Source organism: Stenotrophomonas sp. P5_A9 (genome assembly GCF_056400525.1).
Window position 1 is genome coordinate 37,480 of record NZ_JBFULC010000023.1, and the last position, 17,283, is coordinate 54,762.

At 66.2% G+C, this 17,283-nt stretch carries 15 protein-coding genes and 1 pseudogene; 10 read left to right on the top strand and 6 right to left on the bottom strand.

Annotation, left to right across the window (positions count from 1 at the left end):
* Window positions 1–46 precede the first annotated feature (46 nt).
* A complete protein-coding gene (locus AC1DR7_RS09450; protein ID WP_457318780.1) occupies window positions 47–1,174 on the bottom strand; it encodes an NAD(P)-dependent alcohol dehydrogenase in 1,128 nt (375 codons plus the stop codon).
* 13 nt (window positions 1,175–1,187) lie between these two features.
* Window positions 1,188–2,654: a benzaldehyde dehydrogenase gene (locus tag AC1DR7_RS09455; protein ID WP_457318781.1), complete on the bottom strand. Its 1,467-nt coding sequence runs from the start codon at window positions 2,652–2,654 to the stop codon at window positions 1,188–1,190.
* A gap of 254 nt (window positions 2,655–2,908) precedes the next feature.
* Here AC1DR7_RS09455 and AC1DR7_RS09460 point away from each other — a divergent pair, with 254 nt between their 5' ends.
* Window positions 2,909–3,502: a DUF1415 domain-containing protein gene (locus tag AC1DR7_RS09460; protein WP_478051166.1), complete on the top strand. Its 594-nt coding sequence runs from the start codon at window positions 2,909–2,911 to the stop codon at window positions 3,500–3,502.
* Window positions 3,493–4,293, top strand: coding sequence for an SDR family oxidoreductase (locus AC1DR7_RS09465; protein ID WP_478052769.1), 801 nt, complete (start codon window positions 3,493–3,495; stop codon window positions 4,291–4,293). Before AC1DR7_RS09460 ends, AC1DR7_RS09465 begins: the two co-directional genes overlap by 10 nt.
* A 235-nt stretch (window positions 4,294–4,528) precedes the next feature.
* Here AC1DR7_RS09465 and AC1DR7_RS09470 read toward each other — a convergent pair whose 3' ends face one another.
* Complete coding sequence (locus AC1DR7_RS09470; protein WP_457319551.1) at window positions 4,529–6,565, bottom strand: M3 family metallopeptidase; 2,037 nt, start codon at window positions 6,563–6,565, stop codon at window positions 4,529–4,531.
* A 173-nt stretch (window positions 6,566–6,738) separates the two neighbouring features.
* Between AC1DR7_RS09470 and AC1DR7_RS09475 the strand changes: the two genes are divergently transcribed.
* Entirely contained in the window at window positions 6,739–7,134 is a 396-nt protein-coding gene (locus AC1DR7_RS09475; RefSeq protein WP_457319552.1) for a hypothetical protein, read from the top strand.
* A 69-nt stretch (window positions 7,135–7,203) separates the two neighbouring features.
* Here AC1DR7_RS09475 and AC1DR7_RS09480 read toward each other — a convergent pair whose 3' ends face one another.
* Complete coding sequence (locus tag AC1DR7_RS09480; RefSeq protein WP_478051828.1) at window positions 7,204–8,316, bottom strand: PLP-dependent cysteine synthase family protein; 1,113 nt, start codon at window positions 8,314–8,316, stop codon at window positions 7,204–7,206.
* Window positions 8,317–8,428: 112 nt separating this feature from the next.
* On the opposite strand from AC1DR7_RS09480, the gene gloA reads away from it, so the two are divergent.
* From gloA to AC1DR7_RS09505, 5 genes are all read left to right on the top strand, one after another.
* Entirely contained in the window at window positions 8,429–8,956 is a 528-nt protein-coding gene (gene gloA, locus AC1DR7_RS09485) for a lactoylglutathione lyase (protein ID WP_457319554.1), read from the top strand.
* Window positions 8,957–9,127: 171 nt separating this feature from the next.
* A complete protein-coding gene (locus AC1DR7_RS09490) occupies window positions 9,128–9,556 on the top strand; it encodes a VOC family protein (RefSeq protein WP_457319555.1) in 429 nt (142 codons plus the stop codon).
* A 124-nt stretch (window positions 9,557–9,680) separates the two neighbouring features.
* Window positions 9,681–10,526 (top strand): extracellular medium-chain-length polyhydroxyalkanoate depolymerase, encoded by an 846-nt coding sequence (locus tag AC1DR7_RS09495; protein WP_457319556.1) that lies wholly within the window; start codon window positions 9,681–9,683, stop codon window positions 10,524–10,526.
* A 77-nt stretch (window positions 10,527–10,603) separates the two neighbouring features.
* A complete protein-coding gene (locus tag AC1DR7_RS09500; RefSeq protein ID WP_478051829.1) occupies window positions 10,604–11,902 on the top strand; it encodes a putative DNA modification/repair radical SAM protein in 1,299 nt (432 codons plus the stop codon).
* Window position 11,903: 1 nt separating this feature from the next.
* Window positions 11,904–13,355 carry a UdgX family uracil-DNA binding protein gene (locus AC1DR7_RS09505; protein ID WP_478051830.1) on the top strand — a complete coding sequence of 484 codons (1,452 nt, stop codon included), beginning with the start codon at window positions 11,904–11,906 and terminating at the stop codon, window positions 13,353–13,355.
* Window positions 13,356–13,564: 209 nt separating this feature from the next.
* Here the strand turns inward: AC1DR7_RS09505 and AC1DR7_RS09510 are convergent, their stop codons facing one another.
* Entirely contained in the window at window positions 13,565–13,996 is a 432-nt protein-coding gene (locus AC1DR7_RS09510) for a CBS domain-containing protein (protein WP_312237140.1), read from the bottom strand.
* 863 nt (window positions 13,997–14,859) lie between these two features.
* Window positions 14,860–15,147 (bottom strand): annotated as a pseudogene (locus AC1DR7_RS09515) (IS3 family transposase); the annotation flags it as partial.
* 317 nt (window positions 15,148–15,464) lie between these two features.
* On the opposite strand from AC1DR7_RS09515, the gene AC1DR7_RS09520 reads away from it, so the two are divergent.
* The gene (locus AC1DR7_RS09520) at window positions 15,465–16,721 is read left to right on the top strand and encodes a pyridoxal phosphate-dependent decarboxylase family protein (RefSeq protein ID WP_478051831.1); all 1,257 of its coding nucleotides are present in this window, start codon (window positions 15,465–15,467) and stop codon (window positions 16,719–16,721) included.
* A gap of 130 nt (window positions 16,722–16,851) precedes the next feature.
* Window positions 16,852–17,283 (top strand): condensation domain-containing protein (locus AC1DR7_RS09525; RefSeq protein ID WP_478076460.1); only part of this gene is annotated, 432 nt, incomplete at its 3' end.

Here is a 17,283-nt window from a genome sequence, read left to right on the forward strand (position 1 = left end):
TGACTGCCTGTGCCGTCGCGGATACCCATGTCCGCGACGGATTGTTTCACTTGCCCAGGGTCAGGATCGGCTTGAGGGTCACCCCGCGGGTGCTGTCTTCAGCCGCCTGGTTGATCTGGTCCAGCGGATAGAACCTGACCAGCTTGTCGAACGGGAAGCGGCCCTGCTGGTACAGCTGCACCAGCTGCGGGATGAACACCTTGGGCACGCTGTCGCCCTCGACGATGCCACGGATGCTGCGCCCGCCGAGCAGCAGGTTGTTGACGTCGAACTCGGCCTTGGTGCCCAGCTTCGGCGCACCGACCACACCGATCACGCCGCGCCCGCCAAGCGCTTCGATGCCCTGTGCCAGCACCTCCGGGCGACCGGTGGATTCCAGCGCGAAGTTGGCACCGCCGCCGGTGATCTCGCGCACGGCGTCAACCACATCCACCTCGCGGCTGTTGATCACGTGGGTGGCGCCCAGTTCCTTGGCCAGCGCCAATCGCGACGGCACCACATCGATGGCGATGATGGTGGTCGCCCCGGCAACGCGGGCGGCCATCACCGCGCTCAGGCCGACGGCACCGGCACCAAAGCTGGCGAAGCTGCTGCCGGCGCTGACCTTGAGCGAGTTGATCACCGCGCCGGCACCGGTCTGGATGCCGCAGCCGAGCGGGCCAAGCAGTTCGATCGGCGCATCCTCGGGCACCTTGATGGCGTTGTTCTCGCGGCTCAGCGCATAGGTGGCGAAGGAAGACTGCGCGAAGAAATGATCGTGCAGCGGGTTGCCGTCCGGATCCTGGATGGCGGTGGAACCATCCAGCGCGCCACCGCCGAAGTTGAGCCCGAAGAAATCCTTGCAGTACGCACCGTGGCCGCCGCTGCAGGGATTGCAGTGGCCACAGGCGCCGTAGGTCAGCACGACGTGGTCGCCGACCTTGAGGTCCTTCACGCCCGGGCCAAGCGCTTCGACGATACCCGCGCCTTCATGGCCAAGCACCGCAGGCAGCGGCACCGGGTAGTACTGGTCGCGCACGATCAGGTCGGTATGGCACAGGCCGGTGGCCACCACGCGCACCAGCACTTCGTCGTCCTGCGGGCCGCGGATGCGGGCCTTTTCGATGGTGAACGGCTGTTCCTTCTCGCGCACCACGGCCACGGTGATGTCGCGCAGTTCGGTTGTTGCGGTCATGTCGGTTTCCTTCTCAGATCGGGTAGGCGGGCGCTTCGCCCTTGACGGTCAGCCACTGCCACTGGGTGAACTCGTCGATGTTCGACGGACCGCCGATGCTGGTGCCGTTGCCGGACGCGCCGACGCCACCGAACGGATTGATCACCTCATCGTTGACGGTCTGGTCGTTGATGTGCAGCAGGCCGGTACGCAGCTGCTCGCCGAGCGTGAGCGCGCGACCGACATTGCTCGACACGATCGCCATCGACAGGCCGTACTCGCTGTCGTTGGCCAGCGCGACGGCATCGTCGTCGGTATCGAACGGCACCACCACCGCGACCGGCGCGAAGATCTCTTCGCGGAAGGCCGGGTTGTCGTGGCCCACATCGCTGAGCACCGTCGGTTCGAAGAACAGGTCCTTGTAGCCACCGCCCGTGGCCAGGGTGGCACCGGCGGCCTGCGCCTGGGCGACGATGCGTGCGGCGTGGTCACGCTGCTGTGCGTTGATCAGCGGACCGATCGCCACATCGCCCGTCGCCGGATCACCGACCTTGAGCGACCTAGCCTTGGCCACCAGTTTCTCCAGGAAGCGCGCATGGATGCTGCGCTGGACCAGCACGCGGCCGGTGGCCATGCAGATCTGACCTTGGTGCAGGTACACGCCCCAGGCGGTGTTGGCGACGGCCAGGTCGAGGTCGGCGTCGTCCAGGATGATCAGCGAATTCTTCCCGCCCAGTTCCAGCGAGACTTTCTTCAGGTGCTTGCCCGCCGCCTCGCCGACCTTGCGCCCGGCACCGGTGGAACCGGTGAACTGGATCATGGCGATGTTGGGATCGCTGGTGAGCGCGGCACCGGCGGCGCCGTCCCCGGGCAGCACGTGCAGCAGGCCGGCCGGCAACCCGGCCAGCTCGAACAGGCGCGCGATGACGAAGCCGCCGCACACGGCGGTCCGCGGATCGGGCTTGAGCACCACCGCATTGCCCAGCGCGAGCGCCGGCGCGACCGCCCGCATGGCCAGGTACAGCGGGAAATTGAACGGTGCGATCACCCCGACCACGCCGAGGGGACGCCGCCGCGCCAGGTTGAGGCGGCCGGGTTCGGAGGGCAGCACTTCGCCGATGCTGCGCGAGGGCAGCGCGGACGCTTCGTGCAGCGCCTTGGTGTTCACCTTCGCTTCGGAGCCGGCCTTGAGCCGGGTGGAGCCGCTTTCGCGGACCAGCCACTGCACGATGTCATCGTTGTACTGCTCGGCCAACTGCGCAGCGCGGCGAAGTACCTGGGCGCGCGTCTCGTACGGGGCGGCGGCCCATTCGCGCTGCGCCTTGGCGGCGGTGGCAGCGGCCGCGGCGATGCCGGCCGGGTCGGTCATGGCGATCTTCCCGAGGGTGTTGCCGGTGGCCGGTTCGATCACGTCCTGGACGCCGGCGCCGGTCTGCCACGTGCCGTCGAACAGTTTGCCGGACCACAGATCCGTGGGAAGGAAGGAGGATGTTTCAGTCATTGTCTGCTCGCCTTTATCGTTCTGGTTCACCCGGACATTCAATACCCGCACGGCGGCGCTGCCTATTGGCCACTGGCCGCATTCGGCACAAGTGCTTGCCGCACAAGGACTTTGCAGCATGCCCACTGTCCAGTTAATGGACAGTAGGCATGCGGTGGGGGGCCGGTCGCCGAGCAGTACCCTGTCCGCGCCGATACGCGCCCGTGCCGTCCTGCGCCTTACAATCGCCTGCCCAGCCCGCGATACCGCCCGCCATGAACGATGACCGCTTCACCGACAGCAGCGCCCCGGACGGCACCGATTTCATCGCCGAAACCCGCACCTGGCTGGAGCAGATCGTCATCGGGCTGAACCTGTGCCCGTTCGCCAAGGCGGTGTACGTCAAGGACCAGGTGCGTTTCGTGCTCAGCGATGCCACCACCCCGGAGGCACTGGTGGAGGAACTGGCCGAGGAACTCGTACTGCTGCGCGACACCCCGGCCGAGCAGATCGACACCACGCTGATCGTGCATCCGCACGTGCTGGGCGACTTCCTGGAGTACAACGATTTCCTCGACAACGCCGATGCCGCGATCGAGGCGCTGGACCTGCAGGGCATCCTGCAGGTGGCCAGTTTCCACCCGCAGTACCAGTTCGCCGGGGCGGCCACCGATGACGTCAGCAACTACACCAACCGTTCGCCCTACCCGACCCTGCACCTGCTACGCGAAGACAGCGTCGAGCGCGCCGTGGCCGCGTTCCCGGACCCGGACGTGATCGTGGAGCGCAACATCGAAACGCTGGACAAGCTGGGCGTGGAAGGCTGGACGCGCCTGCTCGGGCGCAAGGACAACTCACGGTGCCACTGACCCCGGCCATTGCCGAGTGGGCACCGCAGCCGCTGCGCGATCGCGTGGTGATCGTCACCGGCGGTGCGCAGGGCGTGGGCCGCGGCATCGCGCAGGCGGTACTGGGTGCCGGCGGCAGCGTAATGATCGCCGACCTCGATGCCGATGCCGGCAAGGCCTGCCTGAAGGAGTGGGCATTGCCCGAACGCGCGGCCTTCCAGCGCGCGGACGTGGCCAACGAACGCAGCGTGCAGGCGCTGGTGAAGGCGACGCTCAAACGCTTCGGCCGCATCGATGGGCTGGTCAACAACGCCGGCATCGCCAGCGCGCATGGCACGCCGCTGGCGGCAATGACGCTGGCCGAATGGCAGCGCCGGCTGTCCAGCCTGCACGGCGCGTTCCTGTGCAGCAAGCACGCGCTGCCGGCCCTGCGCGAACACGACGGGGCGATCATCAACATCGCCTCGACCCGTGCATGGCAGTCCGAGGCGGACAGCGAGGCCTATGCCGCCGCCAAGGGCGGGCTGGTGGCGTTCACCCATGCGCTGGCGCTGAGCGAAGGCCCGGCCGTGCGGGTCAACAGCATCAGCCCGGGCTGGATCACCACCGATGCCTGGCAGGGGCCGGCGCGCCGCCGCACGCCGACGCTGTCGCGCCGCGACCATGCACAGCACCCGGTCGGGCGGGTGGGCCAGCCGGAAGATATCGGCGCGCTGGCGGTGTTCCTGCTGTCGGACCTGTCCGGCTTCATCACCGGGCAGGACCACGTGGTGGATGGCGGCATGACCCGGAAAATGATCTACGCCGAATGAAACCGGCCCGCACGGCCCGCATGGCCGGTAGAGCCGAGCCATGCTCGGCTGCTCTTCGTCCCGGTGCCTGCCTGTCGTCACGGTGGCTGCCCTTCGTCACGGCGCCTGCTCTTCGCCACGGTGCCTGCCCGTCGTCACGGTCGCTGCCCTTCGTTCCGGGTCTGCAGCGCGTCAGCCGAGCATGGCTCGGCTCTACGCCCCCTTCCTCCGGAATGCGCTGCCGCCGCCGGGCGGTTTACCCCGCCATGCCGTTGTGCCGCAGCAGCGCATCCACGCGGGGCGCGCGCCCACGGAAGGCGGCGAAGTTTTCCGCCGCACTGCGGCTGCCGCCGCGTGACAGCACTTCGTCGCGGAAGCGCCTGCCGGTGTCGGCGGTGTTGCCCGGCGCTTCCTCGAACGCGGCATACGCATCAGCGCTGAGCACCTCGGCCCACTTGTAGCTGTAGTACCCGGCCGCATAGCCGCCGGCGAAGATATGGCTGAACTGATGCGGGAAGCGGTTCCATGCCGGCGGGCGGTTGACCGCCACTTCGTCGCGCACGCGCTCGAGCAGCTGCAGCACGGTGTCCTGCAGCGGATCGAAGCTGCTGTGCAGTTGCATGTCGAACAGCGCGAATTCGAGCTGGCGCACGGTGAACATGCCGCTCTGGAAGTTGCGCGCAGCCAGCATGCGATCGAACAGCGCGCGCGGCAGCGGCTGGCCGCTGTCCACGTGCGCGGTCATGCCCTGCACCCGCTCCCACTCCCAGCAGAAGTTCTCCATGAACTGGCTGGGCAGCTCCACCGCATCCCATTCCACACCGTTGATGCCGGCCACGCCAAGCTCGCCGATGCGGGTCAGCAGTTGATGCAGCCCATGGCCCATTTCATGGAACAGGGTGGTGACTTCGTCGTGGCTGAAGGTGGCCGGCTTGCCCTCGGCGCCCTTGCCGAAGTTGCACACCAGGTACACCAGCGGGGTCTGCACGCCGGCCGCGGTATCGCGACGGTTGCGGCAATCGTCCATCCACGCGCCCCCGCGCTTGCCTTCGCGTGCGTACAGGTCCAGGTAGAACTGCCCCACCAACGCGCCCTGCGCATCGACCAGGCGGAAGAAACGCACGTCCGGATGCCAGACCGGCGCCGTGTCCGGCTGCACCTGCAGCCCGTACAAGCCTTCGATCACGGCGAACAGTCCAGCGAGCACCTTGGGCTCAGTGAAGTACTGCTTCACTTCCTGCTCGGAATAGCTGTAGCGGGCCTGCTTGAGCTGCTCGCTGGCAAACGCCAGGTCCCAGGCCTCCAGCGTCTGCAGGCCCAGTTCGTCGCGCGCGAACGCGTCCAGTTCAGCGCGGTCGCGCTGCGCATGCGGCTTGGCGCGCGCGGCCAGGTCGCGCAGGAAGCCGAGCACCTGCGCGGCGTCTTCGGCCATCTTGGTGGCGATGGAGTACTCGGCGTAGTTGGCAAAGCCCAGCAGCGCGGCCAGTTCGGCACGCAGGGCCAGCACACGGTCGATGTTGGCGCTGTTGTCCCACGCGGCATCGCCGAACTCGGAGGCGCGTAGCGCGTTGGCACGGTACAGCGCCTCGCGCAGCGGGCGGTGCGTGGCATAGGTCAGCACCGGCAGGTAACACGGCATCTGCAGGGTCAACTTCCAGCCGGACAGACCGTCCTTCTCCGCTGCCGCACGTGCCGCGGCGATCACATCGTCGGGGAGCCCGGCCAGCTCGGCCGGATCTTCCACGTGCAGCGACCAGGCATCGGTCGCGTCAAGCACGTTCTGCGAGAACGTCGCCGACAGCGCCGACAGTTCTTCCTTGATCGCACTGAAGCGCGCCTTGCCGGCGTCATCCAGCTCGGCGCCGCCCAGGCGGAAGTCGCGCAGGGCGTTGTCCAGCACCTTGCGTCGGGCGTCATCGTACTGCGCCGCTTCCGGTGCGGCAGCCAGTGCGCGGTACTGCTGGAACAACGCCAGGTTCTGGCCCAGCGCGCTGCCGAAGCGGGTCACCTTGGGCAGGTTGGCGTTGTAGGCCTCGCGCAGCACCGGGGTGTTCACCACGCCCTGCAGGTGGCCAACCTGGCCCCAGGCGCGCCACAGGCGCTCGGTGGCATCGTCCAGCGGCACCACGAAGCTGGCCCAGGTCACCGGGCTGACGGTTTCGGCCGCTGTCACCGCGGCGTCGGCCTCGGCCAACAGCGCGTCGATCGCCGGGGCGATGTGCTCAGGCTGGATCGCGTCGAAGCGCGGCAGGCCGGAAAAATCGAGCAGGGGGTTGGTGGGGGTCACAGGCATCTCCAGACAACGGGGCCGCGGCAGCGGCATTCCCCCACGATATGGCATTGCCCCCGGTCCGGCACAAGCCCTGCAGGCGATGCACCGCCCCGGATCGGCCAGCCGATGTTCACGCGCGACTGACGGGCGCCGACCGAGGCTGGAGCCTCCTACGCTGGCATTGCGGCGCGATCATGGATGAGTTCACCTACGCACAGTCGCATTTCGCGCTGATCGGCACGGCCAGCACCGCCGAACTGGACTGGATCGCCGCGCTCGGGAAGGCCGACGAACAGCCGCGCCATCGCGCCGCCCTGGCGCAGGTGGTCGGCCCGCAGGCCGGGCGGCTGCAGGACGACCAGCTCTGGTATCCGTATGAAGTGATCGAGCGCGGCGCGATCCGCTGCGAACCCGGCCACGAGCGCGAATTCGTCCTGTGCACGCTGCTGGTGATCCTGGCCGTGCAGGCCGGTCAACGCATCGGCGTGGACCTGTCCCTGCAGTTCGATGATCTGTCAGCAACGTATGAAACCCTGCCACCGGTCTTGCGCGACACCGTGCTGGATGCCTACCAGCGCGTGCAGGCGTAGAGCCGACCGTTGGTCGGCTGATTTACGGCGTCACGGCAAGAGCAGCCGACCAACGGTCGGCTCTACAACTCAATACAGTGCCTCAAGCGACGTACAGGGCAACGCCGGCAAGCCCTGCCCGGCCACCGCCGCCGCAATCACCGCATCGGCCTGTTCCACGTCGATGCCCTGGCGCGGATACCACTCCGGGTTGTAGTAGCTGTGCGCGTAGCGCTCGCCGCTGTCGCACAGGATGGTCACGATCGACCCGCTGCGCCCGGCCTGGCGCATCAGCTCGGCGGCCTGCAGCACGCCGATGAAATTGGTGCCGGTGGACCCGCCGACGCGACGCCCCAGCTGGCGGCTCACGTGGCGCATCGCGGCCAGGCTCAGCGCATCGGGCACCTTGACCATCGCATCGACACTGGTCGGAATGAAGCTGGATTCCACCCGCGGCCGGCCGATGCCTTCCACCCGCGAGCCCCCGCTGCAGGTCAGCTCGCGCCACGGCTGGCCGGCCAGCGCCGCGCAGTAGCCGTCATAGAACACCGACACTTCCGGGTCGGCGCACAGGATGCGGGTGTCATGCCGGCGGTAACTGACGTAGCGGCCCAGCGTGGCCGCGGTACCGCCGGTGCCCGGGCTGCACACGATCCACTCTGGCACCGGGTTCGGTTCCTCGGCCATCTGCTTGAAGATGGACTCGGCAATGTTGTTGTTGGCGCGCCAGTCGGTGGCGCGCTCGGCGTAGGTGAACTGGTCCATGAAGTGGCCGCCGGTTTCGCGGGCGAGTCGCTCCGAATCGCCATTGAGATCGCAGGCGCGCTCGACCAGGTGGCAACGGCCGCTATGGAACTCGATCGCGGCGATCTTCTCCGGTGAGGTGGTGGCCGGCATCACCGCGATGAACGGCAGGCCCAGCAGCCGTGCGAAGTACGCCTCAGACACCGCCGTGGAGCCGCTGGAGGCCTCGATCACCGGGCGTCCCTCGCGCAGCCAGCCGTTGGTCAGCGCATACAGGAACAGTGAGCGCGCCAGGCGATGCTTGAGGCTGCCGGTGGGGTGGCTGGATTCGTCCTTGAAGTACAGGTCGATGCCGGCATGCCCGGGCAGATCCATCGGGATCAGGTGGGTATCGGCCGAACGGTTGAAATCGGCTTCGATCTTGCGGATGGCGGCAGCCACCCATTCACGCTGCGACATGGCCAGGACTGTGCAAGGAGACGCAGCATTCTACGTCGCCTTGCAGCCGCCCCGCTAAAATGGGCGCCATGGCCGTGAACCCACGGCCCCCGCTGCCACAGGATGTCCCCCCATGAGCCTTGCTTCCCTGCAGTCCCAGCCCGGCGTCGCCGCGCAGGTTCCGGCCGAAACCACCGGTTTCGTGTTCAACCACACCATGCTGCGCGTGAAGGACAGCGCCGCCTCGCTGGATTTCTACACCCGCGTGCTGGGCTTCCGCCTGATCGACCAGCGCGACTTCGCCGAGGCGCAGTTCAGCCTGTATTTCCTGGCCCTGCTGCCGGAAGGCACGCAGATCCCGGCCGGCGATGACGCGCGCCGCGTGTGGATGGCCGGCATCCCCGGCGTGCTGGAGCTGACCCACAACCACGGCACCGAGAGCCAGGACGGCCCGGTCTACCACGACGGCAACAGCGACCCGCGCGGTTTCGGCCACATCTGCGTGTCCGTGCCGGACATCCAGGTCGCCTGCAAGCGCTTCGATGCCCTCGACGTGCCCTACCAGAAGCGCCTCGAAGACGGCCGCATGAAGCATCTGGCCTTCATCAAGGACCCCGACGGCTACTGGGTGGAGATCATCTCCAACACCCCGGTCGCCTGATCCGGCAGCGGCGCCGTGCCCTTGGAGGGTGCGGTGTCCACGTGGGAACCGCCCCCCGGTCCGCATGCCGGGTGCGCTGTTGTCCGCCCCCCCCCACGCAGTCAGCAACGTGCATGTCGCGCCCTCCGCCCCGGTGTATACCTGTGCACCTGCCCATCCTTTGGAGTGCGCATGGAAACCATGGAACTGCATCGCGGCCGCCTGATCGACCACCTGCAACTGGTGGTCAAGGACCTCCCCGCCAGCCGCCGTTTCTATCAGGCGGTGTTTGACACCATCGGCATTCCCATCGCCGGCGAAGGCGACACCTACTTCTGGGCCGACGAACTGTTTGTTTCCAGCGCCGACAGCGACGCCGCGGCCGGTCGTCTCACCGGGCGCCACCACTTGGCGTTCCAGGCGCGCGACCGCGCCACCGTGGAGGCGTTCCACACGGCCGCGTTGGCCAGTGGCGGCACCGACAACGGCGCGCCCGGCGAGCGTCCGTATCATCCCGGTTACTACGCTGCCTTCGCGCTGGATCCGGATGACAACAACATCGAAGTGGTGTTCCATGGGCCGGCCAGCTACAGCGCCGATTCGGTGAAGGTCACCTTCTAGCCACGCGCTCGCGCCGCATTCACGCGGACGTGCTGGAATACCACTGCAACGGGGCGGCCGGGCAATGCCCGGCCCGCGATCTGGAACGCCGCGCCCACCGACGTGGCCTGGCAGGGAGCTCGGCATGCATCAGTTTCGTCTTCGTCCTTGGGCCCTGCTGCTCTGCCTGCTGGCATTGCCATGGGGCAACGCGCTGGCGCAATCGCGCTGCACCGAACGCGCACGCACGCTGCTACGGCCGGCGGAGGTCAGCTGTACCCATCAGACCGCCTGGATCGATTCGGGTGTGGTGGGACAACGCCGGGTCACCTACCAGCTGCCGGTCGGCACACCACCGCCGCAGGGCTGGCCGGTGGTGCTGCTGTACCAGGGGTCGTTCTTCCCGCTGGAAGACTTCCACTATGCCGACACCGACCCGTTTGGCGGTTTCCACGAAGGCAAGCTGATCCAGCGCCTGCTCGACCACGGCTACGCGGTGGTCGCGCCCGCCGCACCGGCCGATCTGTTCTGGCAGACCAACCTGCCCGGGCTGTCCAGCACCTATGAGCTGGGCACCGACTACGACTTCCTCGGCAACGTGTTCGATGCGATCGCCGCCGGCACGTTCGGCCCGCTCGATCCGCTGCGGCGCTACGCCACCGGCATTTCCAGCGGCGGCTACAACACCAGCCGCATGGCGGTGTCCTTCCCCGGCGAGTTCCGCGCGCTGGCCGTGCAGTCCGGTTCGTATGCGACCTGCGGTGGGCCGATGTGCACCGTGCCCGAGGTGCTGCCGGCCGACCATCCGCCGACGCTGTTCCTGCACGGTTTCATCGATCCGGTGGTGCCGTGGTGGACGATGAACGCGTATTACGGCCGCCTGCAGGCGCAGGGGATCGAGACCGCGCTGTACACCGAAGCGCTGGGTGCCCATGCCTGGTTCACCAGCTCGCCCGCCCGCATCGTGGCCTGGTTCGACGCACATCCCTGATGCCGCCGAAGATGAACTCTTCATCTTCCATACGGGCGATCTCACAGGATGAGACCGCCCTGCCCTAGCGTTTGCGCATGGAGACCATACACAAACTGGCGATCCTGGCCGATGCCGCCAAGTACGACGCGTCCTGTGCCTCCAGCGGCGCGGGGCGGCGCGATTCGCGCGCGTCCGGCGGCATCGGCAGCACCGACGGCCCCGGCATCTGCCACAGCTACACCCCCGATGGCCGTTGCGTGTCGCTGCTGAAGATCCTGCTGACCAATTTCTGCATCTACGACTGCGCGTACTGCGTCAACCGGGTATCCAGCAACGTGCAGCGCGCGCGGTTCAGCGTGGACGAGGTCGTCGCGCTGACCATGGACTTCTACAAGCGCAACTACATCGAAGGGTTGTTCCTTTCCAGCGGCATCATCCGCAACGCGGACTACACCATGGAGCGCATGGTCGAGGTCGCGCGCGTGCTGCGCGAGGAGCATCGCTTCGCCGGCTACATCCACCTCAAGACCATTCCCGAAGCGTCGCCGGAACTGCTGGCCGCAGCGGGTCGGTACGCCGACCGGCTGTCGATCAACATCGAGCTGCCGACCGAGGCGGGCCTGGCCAGCTTCGCACCGGAGAAATCGTTGCCCTCCATCCGCGGTGCCATGGGTGAGCTGCGCTGGCGGATCGAAGAGGCCAAGGAGGCCAGGAAGGGCGATGCAGCCGCAGCTGCCACGACCACGCCTGCGCCGCGTGTATCGCGTGCGCGGCCGCGCCCACCCAAATTCGCACCCGCCGGCCAGAGCACGCAGATGATCGTCGGCGCCGATGGTGCCAGCGACCAGCAGATCCTCACCGCGGCTGACAACCTCTACGGCAACTACCGCATGCGCCGCGTCTACTACTCGGCCTTCAGCCCCATCCCCGATGCGAGCCGGATCCTGCCGCTGCAGGCCCCGCCACTGGCGCGCGAGCATCGGCTGTACCAGGCCGACTGGCTGCTGCGCTTCTACGGCTATGGCGTGGAGGAGATCACCGATACCACCCAGGGCGGCATGCTCGACCTGGATATCGATCCGAAGATGGCCTGGGCGATCCGTCACCCGGAACGCTTCCCGGTCGACCTCAACATCGCGCCGAAGGAGCTGCTGCTGCGCGTACCCGGGCTGGGCGTGCGCAACGTCAAGCGCGTGTTGATGGCGCGTCGACACGTGCGCTTGCGCGTGGCCGACGTGGCGCGGCTGCGCGCACCGATGAGCAAGCTGCTGCCGTTCGTGCAGCTGGCTGACCACCATCCGCGCAAACAGCTGGACGACCCCGCCACGCTGCGTGCACGGCTGGCGCCGCCACCGCGCCAGGCCTCGCTGTTCCCTGACCTTGCCACGCACTGAGATGGCACGCTGGAGCGTACGCATCGACCCGGCGTGGTCGTTGGAGGCGTGGCGAGACGCCGCGCGCCTGGCCCTGCACCGTGGCATCGCGCCGGCCGAGCTGGACTGGCTGCAGGGGCAGGAGTCCTCGTTGCTGGACGCGCCCGCGTTGCCGCCGATGCGCGATGCCGACACCGCCGCAGCCGACACGCCCACCTACGTATCCAGGGCCTTCGTCGAGCTTGCCGCCACCTGCCTGTGCCACCGCGATCCACAGCGCATGGCATTGTTGTATCGGATGCTGTGGCGCATCGCGTCGGGCGAACGTGGGCTGCTGTCCATTCCCACCGACCCGGACGTGCAACGCGCGATGGCACTGGCCCAGGCGGTGCGCCGCGACACCCACAAGATGAAGGCGTTCGTGCGCTTCCGCGAAGTGCCCGGCGAGCAGGACGCCTTCATCGCGTGGTTCGAGCCGGACCACCACATCGTGGACCGCGTTGCACCGTTCTTCGCGCGTCGCTTCACCGGCATGCGCTGGGCGATCCTGACCCCGGCGCGCAGCGTCAGCTGGGATGGGCAGGCGCTGTCATTCGGCCCGGGCGGCAGGCAGGACGACGCGCCTGCCGAAGATGCGCGGGAAGAACTCTGGCGCACGTACTACGCCAACATCTTCAATCCGGCGCGGCTCAACACGCGGATGATGCAGCAGGAGATGCCGGTCAGATACTGGAAGCATCTTCCCGAGGCAAGCCTGCTGCCAACGCTGGTGCGTGATGCCGGCGACCGTGTGCAGGACATGCACGACCGTGGCGCGCAGGCGCCGCAGCGCCGCATCCCCGAACGCAGCATTGCGCTGCGTGCGCCGGCCACCGCCAATGGCGACGACCTGGATGCGCTGCGCACGGCGGCGGCGGGCTGCCGCCGCTGCCCGCTCTGGGAGCCGGCCACCCAGACCGTGTTCGGCGAGGGCCCGCGCGATGCGCAGGTGATGCTCGTAGGCGAACAGCCCGGCGACGCGGAGGACCTCAGCGGCCATCCGTTCGTCGGCCCGGCCGGCCAGCTGCTGGACCGCGCGTTGCGCGAGCTGGGCATCGATCGCAGCACGCTGTACCTGACCAATGCGGTCAAGCACTTCCGCTTCGAGCGGCGCGGCAAGCGGCGCATCCACAGCAAGCCACAGGTAACCCATATCAACGCCTGCCGCCCGTGGCTGCTGAATGAGATCGAGCAGGTACGCCCGGCGGTGATCGTCTGCCTGGGCGCCAGCGCCGCCTCGGCGGTGTTCGGGGCAGGGTTCAACCTGATGGAGAACCGTGGGCGCTGGCACGCACTGGACGACGGCACCCGGGCGTTCGCCACGGTGCATCCGGCATGGGTGCTGCGGCAGCCCGAAGGCGACGCGCGTGCGGCGGCATACCAGCTGTTTGTCGATGATCTTCGCCAGCTGACCGGTCCGCAGCGCGCGCGTTGATGGCCGACATGCAACGTGCCGGCCTGGTCGGGAAAATCTACCGGTTCAGCGCTGAAACGCCAGATAGCCCACAAGGGCGACGCAGTCCCCCGCATGCGGATCTGGGCCGAGCACCGCCAGGTTGAACAGGATCGACGCGGCAATGACCCTACCGGTGCCGACCTATTGTCGGTGCCGGCAGCGCCACGCCACGAGGTCGATCTGGTCGGTCAATGCGCCGCCATGTAGATGTCCTGCAGCACCGCCTTTTCCAGTTCCAGCTCGGTCAGCAGGTTCTTGACGATGTCGCCCAGGCTGAGAATGCCAACCAATTTGGCGTTCTCGGTCACCATCAGATGGCGGTGGCGCGAGTAGGTCATCAGCGCCATGGCCTGCTTGAGGGTCGCCTCCGGCGCGATGCCTTCCAGGCCAGCCGACGGCAAGCTGGAAATGACGCGCCTGCCGGCCTGCGGGCCGTCTTCGGCCAGACTGCGCACGATGTCTTTCTCGGAAATGATCCTTACCGGCGCATCATCCTTCATCACCACCAGGGCAGCGATCTTGTGCGCGCTCATCTTGTGCGCGGCTGCACCGATCGTGTCCTCCACGTCGATGGTGACGATGGCTTCTTTCTTGGATTGCAGAACTTCGCGGACGTTCATTCTTGTTTCCTGTTGCAGGTTACTGAAGTCGAGAGGTGCGCCTGGTTGCGGCGAGGCAGGCGGCACGGCGTGCGCCCGGTCCTCGGTCACTCGATTCTACGGCCGCACCTTGGCCCAGGAGTTTGCAGATCTGGGACAGTTCGTCGTCGAAAACGGCTGACGACCCCGAGAATGGCACCGCGGCTAAAACCGTCGCTGAACGCCGCCGCCGGGCACGACTAAAGTTCCGCGGCCCCCTGCCGGGTGGCGCGCCCCAATGGGGGCGACGCGGTGACCGCCTGCCCGGTAGAGCGACCCCATGGGTGGCTGCGCTTCCACCGGGGAATCACGCAGCCACCCATGGGGTGGCTCTACCGGGCGCGGCATGAAAAAAGGGGTAGCCCGGCTGGGCCACCCCTTCGTATCCGTCTGCTTGGTCGACTGGAATAGTTGGTCCAACCGCCACCCTTGAAGGATAAAGGTCCTCGATCTGACACACTGCACGTCCATGCCGTAAGTTGGTCCAGCTCGACCATCTACCAGCGACTCTGGCGTGCAAGGCGATGGAATGGTTAGTCCAACAGGCAGTCCTTTACCGGTACCGGACTCGAGCCAATCATCCTCAGACCGAGACTCTGTGTTGATCCAGGGCTTCCAAACCTTCCTTTTTTGCCCCAGCGAGACGCTCGACAACTGGTCCCCGAGATCGCCACCTTCTTTGGCGAAGTTGCTCCGCATTAGCTCGGAAGGGAGCTGCTTGGTCGGCGATCACTCGCCCTTCGTCACGATCTACTGGGATATCCAGAGCACTTCAGTCCGCGTGTCCGTCCGGGCGGGGGTCGCCACGGGCTACTCCCCCTTCCGTCAAGGGGGCTGGGTTCTACCCCAGATATCACGGACGGTTGTAAGAGAAGGGCTGCAACATTCTGATCTTGCCTGGTCACTCTTCGTCGCACCCTTGGATTATGGCGTTGCTCGATGTAGCCAAACACATCCGCTCGTGCTGCACCCAACGTCAGGTAGCTGGTTCTATAGATCCGCTCACGCTCGAACCGCGCCAAAAAGCCTACGCAGGCAGCTTTGTCGCCGCAATGACCCGCCGCACTCATTAAACAGATCAAGCTGCTGCCCGACAGATGGCCCCAGCAGTCACCGCTCCTGAGCAGACTGCCGCTGGCGTGGCCCCACCCGCCGCATGTCCATACTGGCTTCCAGAATCGCAGATGCCGGATCGGCAACTTCGCGTCCATTCATCTGTCCAAGACAGGTTTCTTCTACCCAAGCAACGCGCGCGCGTTCAACAGTCACCGGTGAATGCAGGAGCACACAATTCCCCGCAACACCCGCACAAAAATGCCTCCCTAAGTGGCATTGCCTTATCATTCGGCAGCGTATATCTTCGGATCCTTGGGTTGTCACAGGCGTTCAACCCTTGACATCGATATTCGGACCCCAGTGACTTAAGTGCCACAAGGAGAAGGTTGGACCGATGGTACGTTATGCTTTGCCCGATACCGGGCTCGACGTCGCGCAGGTGCGCGAGCGCTTGACGCATGTACAGCAAGGCGACTGGGATGTAAGGGACGGCCGATTGCCGTTGCACTGCTACTTCGCCAGCCGAACAGTAGATGAGATTTCACGGACCGCGTTCGCTCAGTTCGCTGATTCCAATGCGCTTGCCCCCGCAGCGTTTCCAAGCTGCCAGCGTATGGAAAACGACGTAGTCGGGATGGTGCTGGGCCTGCTCAACGCCCCTTCTGGAGCTTCCGGGAGCATTACATCGGGCGGAACCGAGAGCATTATCCTTGCCCTGAAAGCCGCGCGTGACGAAGCGGCTGCGCGCAGCAGCTCTGGGCAGCCGAATATCGTCATTCCGGAATCCGCGCATCCCGCCTTCGATAAAGGTGCGCAGCTTCTCGGAATAACCGTGACGCGCACCCCAGTTGGAGCAGATCTACGCAGCGACGTATCCGCAATGGAATCGGCCATCACGCCCGACACCATTCTCATCGCCGGCTCGGCTCCTTCATTGCCATTTGGACTCATTGATAGGATCGACGAACTAAGCGAACTCGCACAGCGGCGGCGTGTATGGCTACATGTCGATGCCTGCGTGGGTGGTTTGCTTTCACCCTTTGTACGTGAACTTGGATACGACCTGCCTGCCTTCGATTTCGACCTGCCTGGTGTACGTTCGCTTTCTGCAGATCTGCACAAATTTGGCTATTCGGCCAAAGGCGCTTCGTTGATTCTATATCGGAGCTTGGACGACCAGCGCTTCCAGTTCAATCATTTCGCCCATTGGCCCAAGGGCGAGTACTTCACCCCAACACTAAGCGGCACGCGCTCCGGCGGGCCGATCGCATCGGCCTGGGCCGTCATGCACCATTTGGGCAGGCAGGGCTACCTTGGTATCACCGCAGCACTGATGGATCTGCGTGATCGCCACCTGCAAAGACTGGCCTCAATCAGGGGCCTGGCCGTCATCGCACCCCCACACCTCACCATCATCGCTACAGCCTCGGACGAACTTGATGCCTTTGACATCGCCAGGAGGATGAGCGACCGCGGGTGGTACATGAGTCTGGTCGCGCGGCCACGGGCTATTCATCAGACCGTCAACCTGGTTCACGCTGCCCGGCTTGACGAGTACTTCCGCGATCTCCGGCTGGCAGTCGAGGAAGTACGCGCCCAACCGCCGGCTCAACGACATTCTGCCAAGGACCAGCTGGTGTTGACATATTGAGCGCCCGCAGGGAACGCCAGCACGCGATGTACGCACGCATGAAACACGGATGCCTGGAAGGGCCAGCAAGCAGGGATGAGCTTGGATGAATACTAGGGATGGGTTGCTGCGCGGGCTCAGCAAGCAGCGGATGGAACAGCTGCTCGCCTTGGCCAGGACCAAAACGCCGGCACCAAGTGTGCTTCTCTCAGCTCCCATCGAGAGTATTCCGCGCAACGGCGATCTGCCCGCGTCTTTTGCCCAGCGCCGATTATGGCTCATCAACCAGCTGGATCGCGGCGCCACCCACTACAACATGCGCGTTGCGCTTCAACTGCGGGGACCGCTGAATGTCACCGAGCTCACGTCCGCGCTCGACGCGCTGTTCGAGCGACATGAATCACTGCGCTCTGTGTTCGTGGAGCGGCAGGGTGAGCCGCGCGTGCACTTGCTTGCCACCTCGCAGGGTCTGCCGCTGATCTTTGACGACCTGCGCACACAGAGCGATCCCGATGCGGCGCTGGCGATGATCCAGCACACCGAAGCCACAACGCCATTCGATCTGGCGGAAGGTCCGCTGATC